The sequence below is a fragment of the Brevibacillus sp. JB24b genome, assembly GCF_051713385.1.
Lineage (GTDB): Bacteria > Bacillota > Bacilli > Brevibacillales > Brevibacillaceae > Brevibacillus_B > Brevibacillus_B laterosporus.
This window is the reverse complement of sequence record NZ_JBNVQV010000001.1, coordinates 776,466-791,011: the sequence shown is the minus strand read 5'-3', so window position 1 is coordinate 791,011 and position 14,546 is coordinate 776,466. Positions and strand designations below refer to the sequence as shown.

General features: G+C 40.0%; 23 protein-coding genes. 3 read left to right on the top strand and 20 right to left on the bottom strand.

Annotated features, from left to right (window positions below; translation table 11 throughout):
• Nucleotides 1-11: 11 nt before the first annotated feature.
• From ACQV1I_RS04250 to ACQV1I_RS04235, 4 genes are all read right to left on the bottom strand, one after another.
• Entirely contained in the window at nt 12-617 is a 606-nt protein-coding gene (locus tag ACQV1I_RS04250; protein WP_116335437.1) for an HK97 family phage prohead protease, read from the bottom strand.
• Complete coding sequence (locus ACQV1I_RS04245) at nt 598-1,779, bottom strand: phage portal protein (protein WP_116335441.1); 1,182 nt, start codon at nt 1,777-1,779, stop codon at nt 598-600. The genes ACQV1I_RS04250 and ACQV1I_RS04245 overlap by 20 nt, the downstream gene beginning before the upstream one ends.
• Before the next feature lie 290 nt (nt 1,780-2,069).
• A complete protein-coding gene (locus ACQV1I_RS04240; RefSeq protein WP_438769067.1) occupies nt 2,070-3,785 on the bottom strand; it encodes a terminase large subunit in 1,716 nt (571 codons plus the stop codon).
• A gap of 2 nt (nt 3,786-3,787) precedes the next feature.
• Entirely contained in the window at nt 3,788-4,315 is a 528-nt protein-coding gene (locus ACQV1I_RS04235; protein ID WP_116335439.1) for a phage terminase small subunit P27 family, read from the bottom strand.
• Between the two features lie 280 nt (nt 4,316-4,595).
• Here ACQV1I_RS04235 and ACQV1I_RS04230 point away from each other — a divergent pair, with 280 nt between their 5' ends.
• Complete coding sequence (locus tag ACQV1I_RS04230; protein WP_116335403.1) at nt 4,596-5,315, top strand: hypothetical protein; 720 nt, start codon at nt 4,596-4,598, stop codon at nt 5,313-5,315.
• A gap of 139 nt (nt 5,316-5,454) precedes the next feature.
• Here ACQV1I_RS04230 and ACQV1I_RS04225 read toward each other — a convergent pair whose 3' ends face one another.
• From ACQV1I_RS04225 to ACQV1I_RS04200, 6 genes are all read right to left on the bottom strand, one after another.
• Nucleotides 5,455-5,826 (bottom strand): HNH endonuclease, encoded by a 372-nt coding sequence (locus ACQV1I_RS04225; RefSeq protein WP_116335404.1) that lies wholly within the window; start codon nt 5,824-5,826, stop codon nt 5,455-5,457.
• Nucleotides 5,807-5,983 carry a hypothetical protein gene (locus ACQV1I_RS04220; RefSeq protein ID WP_161555168.1) on the bottom strand — a complete coding sequence of 59 codons (177 nt, stop codon included), beginning with the start codon at nt 5,981-5,983 and terminating at the stop codon, nt 5,807-5,809. Before ACQV1I_RS04220 ends, ACQV1I_RS04225 begins: the two co-directional genes overlap by 20 nt.
• Before the next feature lie 15 nt (nt 5,984-5,998).
• On the bottom strand, nt 5,999-6,580 hold the full coding sequence (locus ACQV1I_RS04215) for a tyrosine-type recombinase/integrase (protein ID WP_201747456.1): 582 nt from the start codon (nt 6,578-6,580) through the stop codon (nt 5,999-6,001).
• 214 nt (nt 6,581-6,794) lie between these two features.
• Nucleotides 6,795-7,289, bottom strand: coding sequence for a sigma factor-like helix-turn-helix DNA-binding protein (locus ACQV1I_RS04210; protein WP_116335405.1), 495 nt, complete (start codon nt 7,287-7,289; stop codon nt 6,795-6,797).
• 27 nt (nt 7,290-7,316) lie between these two features.
• Nucleotides 7,317-7,442, bottom strand: a complete 126-nt coding sequence (locus ACQV1I_RS04205; protein WP_268878091.1) for a hypothetical protein — start codon at nt 7,440-7,442, stop codon at nt 7,317-7,319.
• Between the two features lie 95 nt (nt 7,443-7,537).
• Entirely contained in the window at nt 7,538-7,711 is a 174-nt protein-coding gene (locus ACQV1I_RS04200; protein ID WP_161555170.1) for a hypothetical protein, read from the bottom strand.
• Between the two features lie 168 nt (nt 7,712-7,879).
• Between ACQV1I_RS04200 and ACQV1I_RS04195 the strand changes: the two genes are divergently transcribed.
• The gene (locus ACQV1I_RS04195; protein WP_268878092.1) at nt 7,880-8,011 is read left to right on the top strand and encodes a hypothetical protein; all 132 of its coding nucleotides are present in this window, start codon (nt 7,880-7,882) and stop codon (nt 8,009-8,011) included.
• A gap of 58 nt (nt 8,012-8,069) precedes the next feature.
• On the opposite strand, the gene ACQV1I_RS04190 is transcribed toward ACQV1I_RS04195, so the two are convergent.
• Genes ACQV1I_RS04190 through ACQV1I_RS04165 form a run of 6 tightly spaced genes read right to left on the bottom strand, consistent with a single transcriptional unit; the run spans nt 8,070 to nt 9,860 of the window.
• Entirely contained in the window at nt 8,070-8,492 is a 423-nt protein-coding gene (locus ACQV1I_RS04190) for a hypothetical protein (RefSeq protein WP_438769066.1), read from the bottom strand.
• 15 nt (nt 8,493-8,507) lie between these two features.
• Complete coding sequence (locus ACQV1I_RS04185) at nt 8,508-8,837, bottom strand: hypothetical protein (protein WP_116335407.1); 330 nt, start codon at nt 8,835-8,837, stop codon at nt 8,508-8,510.
• A gap of 28 nt (nt 8,838-8,865) precedes the next feature.
• Nucleotides 8,866-9,087, bottom strand: a complete 222-nt coding sequence (locus tag ACQV1I_RS04180; RefSeq protein ID WP_116335408.1) for a hypothetical protein — start codon at nt 9,085-9,087, stop codon at nt 8,866-8,868.
• A 37-nt stretch (nt 9,088-9,124) separates the two neighbouring features.
• Nucleotides 9,125-9,268 carry a hypothetical protein gene (locus tag ACQV1I_RS04175; RefSeq protein WP_161555172.1) on the bottom strand — a complete coding sequence of 48 codons (144 nt, stop codon included), beginning with the start codon at nt 9,266-9,268 and terminating at the stop codon, nt 9,125-9,127.
• Nucleotides 9,269-9,309: 41 nt separating this feature from the next.
• Nucleotides 9,310-9,735, bottom strand: coding sequence for a hypothetical protein (locus tag ACQV1I_RS04170; RefSeq protein ID WP_147304289.1), 426 nt, complete (start codon nt 9,733-9,735; stop codon nt 9,310-9,312).
• A gap of 5 nt (nt 9,736-9,740) precedes the next feature.
• Nucleotides 9,741-9,860, bottom strand: a complete 120-nt coding sequence (locus ACQV1I_RS04165) for a DUF7167 family protein (RefSeq protein WP_438769065.1) — start codon at nt 9,858-9,860, stop codon at nt 9,741-9,743.
• A 336-nt stretch (nt 9,861-10,196) separates the two neighbouring features.
• On the opposite strand from ACQV1I_RS04165, the gene ACQV1I_RS04160 reads away from it, so the two are divergent.
• Entirely contained in the window at nt 10,197-11,231 is a 1,035-nt protein-coding gene (locus ACQV1I_RS04160) for a collagen-like protein (RefSeq protein WP_201747457.1), read from the top strand.
• Nucleotides 11,232-11,440: 209 nt separating this feature from the next.
• Here the strand turns inward: ACQV1I_RS04160 and ACQV1I_RS04155 are convergent, their stop codons facing one another.
• The 4 genes from ACQV1I_RS04155 to ACQV1I_RS04140 all read right to left on the bottom strand — a co-directional run bounded on the left by ACQV1I_RS04155 (nt 11,441) and on the right by ACQV1I_RS04140 (nt 14,271).
• Nucleotides 11,441-11,704: a hypothetical protein gene (locus ACQV1I_RS04155; protein ID WP_116335410.1), complete on the bottom strand. Its 264-nt coding sequence runs from the start codon at nt 11,702-11,704 to the stop codon at nt 11,441-11,443.
• Between the two features lie 14 nt (nt 11,705-11,718).
• Complete coding sequence (gene dnaB, locus ACQV1I_RS04150; RefSeq protein WP_116335411.1) at nt 11,719-13,008, bottom strand: replicative DNA helicase; 1,290 nt, start codon at nt 13,006-13,008, stop codon at nt 11,719-11,721.
• 70 nt (nt 13,009-13,078) lie between these two features.
• The gene (locus ACQV1I_RS04145; RefSeq protein ID WP_116335412.1) at nt 13,079-13,426 is read right to left on the bottom strand and encodes a hypothetical protein; all 348 of its coding nucleotides are present in this window, start codon (nt 13,424-13,426) and stop codon (nt 13,079-13,081) included.
• Nucleotides 13,417-14,271: a hypothetical protein gene (locus tag ACQV1I_RS04140; protein ID WP_116335413.1), complete on the bottom strand. Its 855-nt coding sequence runs from the start codon at nt 14,269-14,271 to the stop codon at nt 13,417-13,419. Before ACQV1I_RS04140 ends, ACQV1I_RS04145 begins: the two co-directional genes overlap by 10 nt.
• Between the last annotated feature and the right edge of the window lie 275 nt (nt 14,272-14,546).

Here is a 14,546-nt window from a genome sequence, read left to right as displayed (position 1 = left end):
AAAAAGACCTGTCAAATGCTTAACAGGTCTAGCTCCAATAATAGTTTCTCTTTCTCTAACTTGCGTTGTTCTTTTGTGGTGATTCCTAATTCGTTGATACTTCTTTTGCTAACTTCGCTATCCAGATAAGCAGGAAATGGAGTGGGGGATATTTCGAAAAGATTAATGTCTAAAAGTGTACGCTCATAGACATCTTCATCCCTTAAATACAGCCACGAGTCATTTCGGACATACATGCCGAAACTTACACCATCTACATCTCCTCTAGTGATTGATTCAAACGCATCTCTTCCCCAGCTGTTATTAGGTAAATCTAGTTCGAATCTCAAACCAATATCATCTTCAGATAATCGAAGAGTTGAGTTTTTGCTCGAACCAAGCACATAGTCGGTCCGATGATTCCATAAAGCCTTAATGGTGTTTTCTTGGAGACTTCGGGTAAAGGCACCTTTCGCAATTTTTTCATAAAATTCACCCCATATAAGCTGGCTACGAGCATCCCATTTCGCTACATATCCGTCAATTCCCATCGTTGTTTCTTCGCTGACTTCGCTTCGAATCTCCAAATTTTGTACGGTAAGATACCTTATCTCTTTTTTATTCTCCAGTTTTATCATCTCCTTTCCCAAGTCCCGCTTTTAGAAGTTGATACTTCTCTAAATTGTCCAACGTTGTGTAATTAAGAGACACTAAATGCTTATCTCCTAATTCTCCTATGCTGTCTTGTTCTTCTAAAGCTCTGACTTCGTTAATGTTGTAAACACCCATAGCGATCATTTCTTTGTAATACTGAGCACGACTTTGACTATCCCCTCTTAATTCGCTATTCATATTAAATCGAAGGTAATATTTTTTGGATTCAGCCTGAGTAAACAGCTTATACTGAATCTCTTGCTCCCAATTTATTGCAATGGGTTGCAAAGTCGTTTTCACATAATCGAGAGACTGCTGCTCGATATTACTAAATGTTGCCCGATCTAATTGACCTAGTTTGTGAGGAGGCACTTTATAAATCTTTGCAACTTCTGAAATGCCGAATTTTTGTGTCTCGATAAACTGGGCATCTTCCAACGGCATTCCAAGACTTTTATACTCTAAACCACTATCAAGGATAGCGATTCGATGAGCGTTTGATAAGCCGCTGTTTAATTTCGTCCACTCTTCTCTAACTTTGTCTTTTGCATCTTTTTCGAGTTTTGATGGTACTGTCAAAACTCCTTTAGTAGCCGTCCCGTTTGCATAAAATGAACCCAAAAACTTTGTGGACATCTGTTGGATACCAATTTGTTCTCGTATGACGGAAATCGGCGTGATTCCCTTCAAACCATTTCTACTTATGCCCTTCAAATGAAAAATATCATGCCAAGGGATTTTCCTTTGTTCCCCGCTAGGAAGACTTGTCACATACCAAAGTGCCCCTGTTTGATGATCTAGTAAAATATCTGTTTTAGATGGGTCTAAAACCCATAAGGCTTTTGGTTTGCCGTTCCACTCCCATTCAATGTTACAGTAAGCATTTCCCCAAACTACCATGTGAACTTCCAGAAGTTCTTTAAAGGTATAAGCACTCATATAAGGGTTTGGTCTTGTCCCAAGTAAATAAGCCACTGGGTGATCATTTTCCTTCACTATTCTATTTTTTGTTTTTCGGAAAACTTGAAGGGGCAACTTGCCTATATCCCCTCCTAAAATGGAGGCGCAAGTAAATACATTACTGTTAAGCAAAGCGTTATTTCCCGTCACTCTCTCACCACTTGTGGTGGTAGCTCCATTGAACATATTTAGTAGCCAATTTTCCGGATTCGTTAGGTCTGATTCCTCAGCAGTACCTAAAAGACTACGAAGTATCACGTTTTATCACCTCTTTTGCAACCTTCTCAACGGATGCCTACTGATAAGCACTCCAGCAAAAACAAATATCATACCCGTTACATACATTCCTGCGATTATATGAATCATGAAGGTTGCTCGAACAATAAAAAAAAGACCTATCACAAAAAATAGATCATCAATAAATCGCTCCAGATATAACCTTATACTTTTTAGAAATGAAATGGGTATCCACTCCCTTAAAGAGAATAATCTTTGCTCATAATACGGTTATTCAATGCTGTTGAAGCGTCTATAAACATTCCCCTTACATGGGCGTTGATCAACGAGGCAATAGGATCAATACGGTTTGTGGATTTCTCTTTATCCAACATGATATTTTCTTGTGCATCTTTTTTAGTAACTGCATTCCCGATCGCCCATGATAGTACAGGATTGCTGTCATGAATAATTTTTCTTTCCATAACGAGTTCTCTGAAATTTTTTGTTGGTTCTGACAGTGTTTTAACACCTTGACGGATTTCAATCATTTCATATCCGTTTGACTCCATTTCCTGAGCGAACTGTGTTGCATTGTAGGGATCGTAACAATTTTCTTTGGGTATCCAACCTTTTTCCTCTACCATTCTCTTGATATACGCCAAAATGAATCGATAATCAACCACTGCTCCTGGAGTAGTTGTTATCCATCCTTCACGAACCCATTGATCATAAGGAACCTTATCGGTTTTTGTTTTGACTGCTACAGTATCTTCTGGCATAAATGAGTGGGATAAAATAGCGTAATATTCATCCCCCAAAGGAAATTCGAAGCTTACACTTGTCAAATCAATCTTAGAAGAGAGGTCTATTCCTGTATAACACTCATATCCCTTTAGAACAGGGAACTTATCTTTGGTGACTCCACAGGCTTCCCAAGCATCCAAACGCATATATCTATTGATCCCGCCATTAATCCAAACATTCATGTTTTTCGTTAGAAAATCATCCATCTTGTCTTGCTTATCTAAGGCTTCAGTCAATTTTGAACGTATGTTAGCGATTCCCTCAGGATAAGACGCGGCTATCGGATTAGCTTTAACCCATGAACTTTCATCTTTGATGTCGTCAATAATCTTTCCTTTTTCATCCTTATCTAACTCATTCACCATTGCAAAATATTCCTCGTTTTTAATTGGTTCATGAGGATTTAAGAGCCTAGATACATAATCATATTCGCTTCTGTAGCATGGTCCACCGAGATTCGTTCCTGCTGTTGTAATAATCATCAGTAGGGGTTGCGGACGAGATACCATCCCTGAATCCATTACATCGTAAATTTCACTTGTATCATGTGCGTGGTATTCATCAATTATGGCGCATTGCGGATTAAACCCATCACCTGATTTTTTATCTTCTTTTGATAGCGCTCGAATGGTCGAATCTGTTTTTAAATGTACAATCTCTCCATAAGCTTCTTTGAATTTCCCTTGTAGATCAGGGCAACCATTTAACATAGCCTTTGCTTCCTTGTAAACAATTTTAGCTTGTTCTCGTTTGGTGGCCCCAATATATACCTCACTCATACCTTCACCCAAAGCCATAGCTTCGTAGGTGGCTACGCAACCTAAACTTTGTGACTTTGCATTTTTTCTTCCCACTTGCCAATAAGCCTTTTTGAACCTACGATAACCCGTATCTTTATGCACCCAACCATAGATATTAGAGAAAACAAATACTTGAATATCATGTGGTTGAATATGTTTGCCTGCTAAAACCCCTTTAGTATGCTTGAAAAGAGTCATCCATTCTAGAAATCGAATAGATTTTTCCTCATCAAAAATATAAGGGAAATCTCCAGTGCCTTCTCGGTCAATGTCATCAAGGAATCTTTGACAAGCCTGCTTGTGTTTTTGACAAGCGACAATTTCTCCACTTAAAACATCCTTGCAGTAATCAATAAGCCACTGTCTCATTGCTATAAATCACCAAACTTTCTATCAAACTCAGACGGCTTTTTGTCTTCTTTCTTTGGAATTACTAGTTTGCATCGAGATGAGATGGTTAGCCCAAGATCGCTGGAAGCTTGTCTGCACTGTTTGAATAGCCTATCTTGCATTTGTAACAATTCGGAATATGATTCGCTTATTACATCAATTTCATTTACGCCTATTATTTTGCCCTCATCGTCCTTAACTGGTTCCATGAATGTTTTAACAGGACTTCTCGCTAAAATTTCCTCTGTAACTTGGAGATACATTTTTCTTGAAATGAGAAATCTAGCTAAAGCATCAACATCTAAATTACTCATAATTCCTATCTCAAGTAAGACAGAAGAGATTTTATTGAACTCTTTTTTTAACTCTTTTTCTAGATATGCAGGAGCCTTAACTTTATTATTCGGTGCTCTTACTTCTTGTTGCTTTCGCTCCTCTATCTCTTGTTTTGTAAGATTTTTCTTGCCTTTATAAAGCAAAAGGTTAATCGGTTGCCTTGGTCTTGCCATTCTATTCCTCCTCTCTGAAATTTCATTTAGGGAATTTTGTTTACAGAAAAGGGGGACGCGGTCTATAATACGTTACCCTTAGTTTTTTTAGCTAGGGGGTCTCTCCTATTGAGCTAGAAATAGCTCCTTACAAAAATCGCAGAACATATGCCCAATCGTCATTATATTTAATGTAATTTGTCATATTATCAGGAAAAGAAAATACTTCTATGGTAGGATTTTCCGACTTTTTGTCGAAATGAACTTTCTATATCCTATCAACTAACAGGAGATGATTATTTTGAAAAATTGTTTTATTGTGAGTCCAATTGGGCATGAGGGATCAGATACACGTAAACGTTCTGATCAGGTATACAAACATATCTTAACTCCGGTATGTGAACAATGTGGCTATAATGCAATCCGTGTTGATAAAATTAACGATACCGATACAATTAATCAAACAATCATTGAGCATTTAAAAGCTTCCGATCTAGTCATTGCTGATTTAACTGAGCATAACCCAAATGCCTTTTATGAAGCTGGATACCGAGCCGCAATAGGAAAACCCCTTATTCAACTTATTGAAGCGGGTCAGGACTTACCATTTGATGTTTCTGCTATTAGGACTATCTTTTATAAATTATCTGATCCAGATAAACTGGCTGAGGCAAAAGAAAAGCTGATTGAGACTATTAAAACTGTTGGCTTAGAAAGCGAAGATTCCTCCACTAGTCAACTGGCTGAAAGCCCCCAAGTAAGTCAAGTACATCAGGTTAATCAACAAATCTTTTCTCTCCTTTTGGACATTAAAGATGGAGTAGAGAATCTTCATGTAACTATAAAAAACAAAGAGCAATCCGATCTAGAAGGAATAGTTTCGGCAATTCAAAAAAATTCAATGGCTCCTGAAGCTAAAATGATGGAAATCTTACTTCCTGAAATGCTGAATAATCCTGAAAAATTTCAGCATTTAATGAAACTATTCAACCAACAGGCTCCTAAGAAAAAAAGCTATTAATATAATATTTATTCTTTCAAGAGCAACAATAAACATTTATTCTCATGTTTATTGTTGCTCCTGTCCCCTCAAAAACCACTTTTTTACTAATCTCAATAACCCTTTGCTTTGTAACACATTATGACCATCCAAGTTTAGATCAACAATTTTGACCATTTCCAAACCCACCATCTTCTTTCGCTGTCTTTCTGCTATGACAAGAAGCACACAAAGACTGCCAATTTTTTTCATCCCAAAATAGAACCATATCACCCTTGTGTGGAATGATATGGTCTATAACTGTTGCTACTGTTAACTTTCGTTGTTCTTTGCAATGAACGCACAATGAATTGGAAGAAAGGAACGACTTTCTTGCCTTCCTCCATCTACTGTCGTAGCCACGTTGTGATGAAGTACCTCTTTCTCGGTTATACTTCTGTCCTGTATCCTTTTTATGCTTTATGCAGTATTGGCCTTCTGTCAGCTCTGGACATCTCGGAAACATACACGGCTTACTGGATCGTTTTGCCATTGTAACCCCTCGTTATTTGCAGATCATCTTTTATTGCCTTAATACATTCTTCAATCTCGCTTTTATAGCCGAAGGTTGTTTTATCAAGTTCAATAAGTAGATTCAAATAGTTTAGTAACAGCTCAGCTCTTCTAAGTTTCAATTCCATTCCCGTCATCAATATCTCCCTCACTTATAAATTTAATCTTCGATAAACATCATCTATTGCATCCTGAGTGATACCAATGTAATCTAGCGTTATTCTTGGGTCAGAATGGTTGAATATCCGCTGTAGAACCTCTATAGAAACTCCCTCTTGATAAGCGTGGTACCCAAACGTTTTTCTAAGCGAATGGGTACCGACATTATCAGTAATTCCAATCCGCTTTGCCACCGTATTAAGGATTATCCATGCTCGTTGTCTGGTTATCGGTCTATACGTTCCATCCCTTGCCCGTTTTTGACTGACAAATAGTGGTCTGTTCCTATCACCGTCGTAATCCGCAAGATAGTCCTCAATCACTTTCCTGATCTGTTCAGAAAAAGGAAACCGCTTCTTCTTCTTAGTCTTCTTTTCTCTCAGCTCATAGAACTTTGCCGCTCTGCCCTTCTTGTCGATTACATCACATACACACATATTCAAAATATCGCTAATTCGCAAGCCACTATTGATACCCAGGACGAAAAGAAGCAGATCCCGTTTACTCCGATGACCTAGCAAAACTTTCATCGTTTTGATCTGTTCTCTGTCTCTAATGGGCTGTACGGTTTCCACTTCTTTTCCTCCTCTCAACACTTCTTCGTTTTGTCACTTTTTTTGATCACTTTTTGAACTACTGAAAATTACCCTTGAAGCCTTGGTGTCGTTAATCAGAATCAAAATATTACACAATATAGTTGAGTCAATTTTTTTCTCTTACTTATAGGTGGCATTTGCTAGACAAAAAAAGAAGTCTATCCAACTAATTTTTGGATAGACCGTATGATTTTTATTTTTTTAATGCAATATATTTCGATATTTTTAATTGTGCACGAACTATATATTTCGCTACAGTTCCACGTGCTAATTTCATTATTTCTGATATTTCACGGTGAGTATAACCTCGACCGTGTGCCATGATATAACATTCCTTTTCTCTTTCACTCAATATAGAAAGAGCTTCTTCTAATTCTTTTCTCTGACTATCTGTAATATTAGCTGGACTACCAGCAAGCCCATTATTCACATATGACTGCATAGTAATAGGATCAGTTAGAATTTCTTTCTGATAAGCAGCTCTTCGTTCTATCCCTCGTTTCATCCCTGGGCGCTTACCTGTTTCAATCCATTCGATAATAAAATCAACACTACTAATCATTTCGCCAAGCAGTTCTATATCACTGGTGTTTATTTCTTCTTTTGATGCATTTTCTTTTTTTAGTAGTCTTCTTTTAGCTTCCAATTGCATTTTTGTATATTCATACTCTCTCAAAAGGTCCTGCATAAAACAGCGCCTCCTTGGTAGATTAAATTATTTTCGATTTGACTTATCTCGTAAAAACTGAGTGCGAGTGGTGTCTCCCATCAAGCGCTTTAACTCTTTCATAGATAGCTGCTCTTTCTTTGTGCTTTTTTGTTTACAAGGCTTGGTTGTCATACCTATCCCTCCTTAGGCAAAATAAAAAGAGGACACTAAGACAAACCACATGTAGTGGAATATCCTAGTGCCCTCCGCTTCTCGGTCAGGCTTATTTATCTGTATCTTTTTCTTGTTATTTTTTCTGAGTCTAGCACTTTATCGTTTTGGGTAACGATTGTGAGCTTTTGAAACGGCTCTAATTTTAAGTTATCGACTATACTACCATCCTCTACAATTATAATCCGTACCCCTTTTTCTATTGGTACTTGTAAATCAACTGTGCTCATTTTTCGCTCCCCCTTACCATCTGCTCATGGTATAATAGTTTTGACGAACGTATATTCCATGGCTTCCGATGAGGGAGCTTTTTTGTTGTCATAGATTCCCAAATAATTACAAATATGATATATTATTGTCAGAACATTCTATAATCTATTATGTTTGGAGGTGAGAATATGAAAAAGTTTTTAGCTATCGCCTTTACAGTCATGATGGTTATGGCTGTTTCGGGTGCTGTAAGTGCTGCTAGCAAAGATAAACCTTATTGCCCAAATCCAAAGTATCCAGATACTTGCATCCTTCCCTAATTAATAGAATTGCCTCCTAACGGGGGCTTTTCTTATGTCTTAGCGTCAATCTCTCTACTCATTGGCTGCCACCATTCCTTTTCTGGAGCTTACGATAAAATTCTGCGTTTCCGAAACCCGTCACATCCTTGAAGTCAAATAATTGTTGGCATGAAGGGCAATAAGGCAGCATTTTTCCCTTTTGATAAGACCGTTCAAGGTTTTTAAACAAAACTGAATGTGGCTTTTCTTTGAACCATTGCAATCTTTGCTCTTCCATGAGTCTATGCTGATAGTTCAAGTGATCGTAGTGTTTTGCCATATCCAACATTGCTTCAAATGGATCTACAACCATGCCACACTCGCAAGTGATTTCACGATTAACCGTATCCACGGTGTATTTACGGAATTCACAAGTGCATTTTCGTTCTTTATTGCGTTCAAGCCGGATAAAATTGAACTGGATAAGTTTGTCAGATTGGTTCTCACTCACTCTGTTCATTGGCTTCCTCCTTTTCTAATCAATCCTTTGAAAAGTTAATGCTTCCCAACCAAGATCGTTTAGCGTTTTTGCCATTACGTTAACAGCCTTTGCGCGCTTATCTCCCTGACCACCACAAGTAGGTGTGATGAAGTAACCCTTCCCAATCCACTCTCTTTTCCCCAGGCAGTACAATCCTGCCCTTTCGATTGCGTCCAATACTGATATTTTACGGGCTCTTGGGATTATCAAAAATACAGAATCTAGGTTTGCACTACCTCCCTCAGTGACTTGGGCAACAGTTTGGCAAGCGATTTCGTTCGCTTCTTTCAAATCTTTGAATAATTTATCGTAATTGGTTGCCATTACTAATCCTCCTTATGGCAGTTTTACTTCAATCAAATATGGGATGCTTTACCCCAAACCACTCTTTAATCCGTTTTGCTTCTTCAATTGAACAGTAGCCACTTAGATAACCAACGTTGCTATCTGCATGTTCATTTTCGGCTCGATACTGTTGCATAAATTCTTGTGCTTCTTTTGGAGTTTCACACTTTATAATGCCTTTATATAGTAAGTCACCTACCGTATTTAGCTGCTGCCCTTTCCAGTTCATTCCGCATCCTCCCTTATCACAAGTGATGTGAGTTATATCAATCGTTCCAGCAAATGAGCGTCGGCTCTTCATAAACAAAATCTTGTCCAATATAATCTCGAAAGCTCATTAGCTTGCGGCTACCATCCTCTTGTTCGAAGTTACCAACCATATCAAGCGATATCTCTTCAACCTCATCCATCGTTACCGCAGAATCTTTTCCACCACGTTCGTTATGATCATTTAGAGCCTCGTCTGCTGTCTGAGCAACGATGTACTCTGGATATTCTTCGTTAACCCTAAATAGTTTGTATTTTGCCCCACCTCTAAAGTAATTTGTTTGTCCGATTTCAACATGACGTTAAGTACAACGTACTTTTTATCATTTAGCTCTATTACCGTTCCGGTCGATACCAAGTCTCGTTTTCCGAAAATCTCATAGTATTCATAGTTACCAACATGGCTTGTGTTTGTAAAAACTGCGACTGTTCTACCGACATCATTTACTGATTCACTTGAGATATTAAACTCAGAGCAGTGAGTAACAGCATTTAACAAACGCTCTTCTTGGACAGTCAACTCTTCTTCCTCTTTATTTGAAAGGCTAAAAGCCATCCGATAAGCTGCTTCGATTAGTTGTTTCAAATAAATCCGTTTGATTTCATTCATTTTCATCACTCCCTTTCCCTGCTAGTATGAATGTTGTCCCAAAGCCATTGATCAAAGTATTGCTGTACTATCTCCTCTTGTTTAACTTCCGTTAAGCCTTCTAATTCATCGGCCTCGAATCTCACGGTGTGTCTCAGTCAAATAGCATCCCGCTCCCCCGTTCAATAAATCTGACCAATGCTTTAGCTTCTGGATAATCCCATTTCCTTTACAAAACAAGTATCTCTGGTGCACTTAGAATGGCAAACACTTTCTCATTCGGGCTGGATTTATACAACGTGCCAATCTATTTCCCTTCCTTAGCGAGTAATTTATAACGGTACGCCTGTTCTGATCCAATTGCCATTTCATCCTGTTTCTGCTCTTCTCAAAAGTAATGATTGGTGTGTAAGTAGCCCAATCAACATCTTTCCTTTAAACATATGATTATTTATAAATTTTTTTTAAAGGAGGAATGCCATTTGAGTAACCATGGATGCTGTCGGAATTGTGGACATAGACACTGTAGATGTAAGAGAAAACGTTATTCGCCCTGTGGGGATAGCGACTTCGAGTGCAAAACAAAGGTAGATATTAATATACCTAATGGTGCCACTGGTGCTTCTGGTGCTTCCGGGGCCACTGGTGCTTCTGGGGCCACTGGTGCTTCTGGTGCTTCCGGGGCTACTGGGGCCACTGGTGCTTCTGGGGCCACTGGTGCTTCCGGGGCCACTGGTGCTTCCGGGGCTACTGGTGCTTCCGGGGCCACTGGTGCTTCCGGGGCCACTGGTGCCACTGGTGCTTCCGGGGCCACTGGGGCTTCCGGGGCTACTGGGGCCACTGGTGCTTCCGGGGCCACTGGTGCTTCCGGGGCTACTGGGGCCACTGGTGCTTCCGGGGCCACTGGTGCTTCCGGGGCCACTGGGGCCACTGGTGCTTCCGGGGCTACTGGGGCCACTGGTGCTTCCGGGGCCACTGGTGCTTCCGGGGCCACTGGGGCCACTGGTGCTTCCGGGGCTACTGGGGCCACTGGTGCTTCCGGGGCTACTGGTGCCACTGGGGCTACCGGGGCTACCGGGGCTACTGGTGCCACTGGTCCAGGTATTCTAGGTGTCGCAAATATATATGACACAACAGCGCAAACCTTAGCAGCAAATGCTGCGGTCACTTTTAATACAAATGGAAACATCACGCCTCCGGGTTTTGTTACCCACACTGTAGGCACTGCCCCCATTACCATTAATCAAACAGGTACTTACCTCATTATTTATGAGGTATTTCCTCAACAGGGCACTTCCGCATTTGCTTTATTCAATGGCGCAGCACAAATACCAGGCTCAAATTTTGGATCTGGTTCAGGTAACCAAACTTACAGCGGGCTAGTTATCACAACTTTTACAGCAGGCGATATTCTTACCTTACGTAACATTGATGGAGGTACTACATTAAATAATAGTGTATCAGGTGGAGGTCCTGCAGTTGTAAGTGCGTCTATAGCAATTGGGAAAATTTTCTAAAATACAAAATGATCAGTCATTACTCTAATTGAAGGCTATCGAGAAACCTCGATGGCCTCTTTTTTCTTTTTTTAATGATTTGTTAGTCTGCGTTTTAAAAGAATCTAGTTCCATCAATCCCTACTCGCTTTCTCCGCCCACTGCCTCAATGCCTGAGCATCGTCAATATCTATCCATGTAAAGCCGTAATTCATTCGATTTCCATCTCCTTATCCGATCATTTCGTATTGCAAATAATCGTACACGTCCATTTGTTTCATATTGGTGGGAACCGTTTTTTTCTTAACCTTCCTGCCGCACACATCCACCGATAGTAACGATGCTTCATCTTGAACAATCCATTTTATGTTTTGAAGCCTAGTAACTTTGATGTCACACAATCGAGAGGTAATAGGATCAACCGCCGGAACAACTTCACCTACTACGGGTAAGGCTTGTCCTATCGGAACAATCACAGTTGTTTCGATTTTCACACGTATTCACTCCTCTAATTCGTGTTACGAACTCTTTCAAGAGCAACAAATTTCCCGTACTCCTTTAAGAAAGCCAATTCTACTGTTCCCGTCGGACCGTCTCTATGTTTAGCTATAATGACTTCCACAATGTTTTTGTTCTCTGTCTCCTTGTCGTAATAATCATCACGATAGAGAAACATCACCTTGTCTGCGTCCTGTTCAATGGAGCCTGATTCTCTTAAATCGGATAGCATAGGACGCTTGTCTTGCCTTTGTTCGACAGACCGACTTAGCTGCGATAAAGCTACAACATCAGCTTTTAATTCACGTGCCATAATCTTTAACTCCCGCGACATTCCGCTTACCTCTTCAACTCGATTCGATGCCTTTCTATGCCATTTCAACAATTGTAGATAATCAAGCATAATAACCATTGGTTTGTCTGGATTGTCTCTACGTAGTTTCCGGCAAGCAGCCACCATGTCCGGTATGGTGCAATTTGGTTGGTCGAATATTTCTAGTGGCAATCGATCAATGATTGATAAAGCCTCCATGTACTTAGCGTGTTCTTCATCAGACAAAAAACGTTTTGGATCACGAAGTTTCCATGAGTCGATAATAGCTATCTCGCTAACCATGCGTTTGAATAAACTTTCAGCGCTCATCTCAAGAGAGAAAAAGGGAACTATTGCACCTGATCCACTTGCCTTGTTAGCAACATTTAGGGCAAAAGCAGTTTTCCCTACACTCGGTCTAGCAGCAAGAATGATGAGGTCTCCTCCCTTGCGCTTAAAGCCGTTTGTCACCGCGTTAAGGTCTTTGTATCCGTAAGATATTCCTTTTTCAACTGCTTCGTGCAAACGGTCTCCCATCTCCATGAGCATCTTTCGCTTGTTGACTGCACCGAAAGTACCGGACTGTTCCAGATTCGAAAGCCCTTGTATAGCTTCCGAGATTATTTCTACATCTCCGCCCTCATTGGCAAGAAAAGATAGATTTGACCCAATCTCCTTAGCTTGTCTGATCTTCCACGCATCCCTTACGATTCGTATGTAATGAGATAGGTTGTGTATGGTTGGAACGCTAGATTGAATATCCGTCAAATATGTAGGTCCACCAAACACTATAAGCTGGTCATATAGTTCTTTTGTTAAGGTAACAATGTCGATTGCACTACCTTTTGCATCTAGCGAAATCATCCCTTTGAAAATAATTTGGTGTTGCGGATGAAAAAATTGATCCGGTGTTAGTGCGACCTCCTTGATTAAACGACCATCAATCAAGATACAACCGAGTACGCTTTGTTCTGCTTCTAATCCCATCTTTCAACAGCTCCTCGTCAAACTTATTCATTCGTTTTTCCCTACCGTCTGTACCTGATTTCCGAACTACTTATCTCATTCGTGCCCACAACTTGTCATAATGCCTTCGGAGTTTGCCTGCTGAAAAGATATTAATTTGCCAGAAAGCGTCGTCTGTAGCCCATTGAATAACTAACTGGATGTCCTTTTTGTCGCGCTTGTCCAACTCCATGAGCTTACGCATATCATCTGCCCAATTCATTAAGCCCTCAGGCGATTCGCTCGGAACCTTTGCGTTTGGGTACCATTGGAGAATACGATCCCGTAGATATTTAGCTAAAATATAAGCATCTGATCCCTCGTCATAAATGCGATTGCGTTTAGGACTAGAATCTTTTAAGTTCTTTACATTCACGCTTTGTTCTACTTCTAATCCCATGCTTTCAACAACTCCTCGTCAAACTTTTCGTATGCAGGGCTTTTATGTGCTTTGTTCCCACCATCCGTAGAAGGCATCCGAACTACCTTTTGTTTCATCCTTGCCTCTAGTTGGTCATACTGTTTCCGTAGCTTAGTTGCTGAAAGGATGTTCGTCTGCCAGAAAGTGTCGTCTGTAGCCCATTGGATAACTAACTGGATGTCCTTTTTGTCGCGCTTGTCCAACTCCATGAGTTTCCGAAACTCATCTGCCCATTTCACCAAACCTTCTGGTGACTCGTTCGGAACCTTTGCATCTGGCTTCCATCGGAGAATACGGTCCCGTAGATATTTAGCTAAAATATAAGCATCTGATTCTTCGTCATAAATTCGTTTAGGACTAGAATCTTTTAAGTTCTTTACATTCTTTTCTTTCTTGTTTGTGGACATTTGCTGGTCATTTGCTGGATAATTGTTGGACATTTGCTGGACATTATCATTACGTTTTTCTAAGTCATTACCTTGATAAAGCTCCCAATTAACTAGCTTCACAACCGTATATTTGTTGGTCGTTTTGATGGACAAAAAACCAGCTTTTTCAAAGTTTTCAATCCATCTCATGAGAGTCTTTCCTGACTTATGATTTTTCTTAGGAAGCCCTTGATTATATAGTTCTTCAATATGATTTCTTCCGGTTACAAACTCGCCTGGATTAATGTGTAGCGCTTGCTTGTCCCATAGTAAATCTTGCTCTTTATGACTGGCCTCCGTTAAACAAATAAGGAACATCCTTAGTAACTCAAAGTTGTTAAAAATTGAGTTTTTCCTAATTTTACGATGCAATTTGATCCATCCGCCGTTGGACAAATAACGCACCTCCTTTATGACACTCTCCGGTCCCCTACGACCTCTAAGAACGATATAGGCATGTCCCATTCTCGTTTGTGCTTATCTAGACATCTCAGGGAAACCCATTGTTCCTTGTTCTTGCTGAAAGAGTTCACAACTTGCCAACGCATACCACGTAATTGATATATTTGGTCAAGCAGTTCAGCTCACTCCTCTTGATTTTTTATGGTTACTCCGCTACGCTAGGTATAACGAATCCAAGCAAGCGTTTCACCCAAAGACTCCGTTGGCGC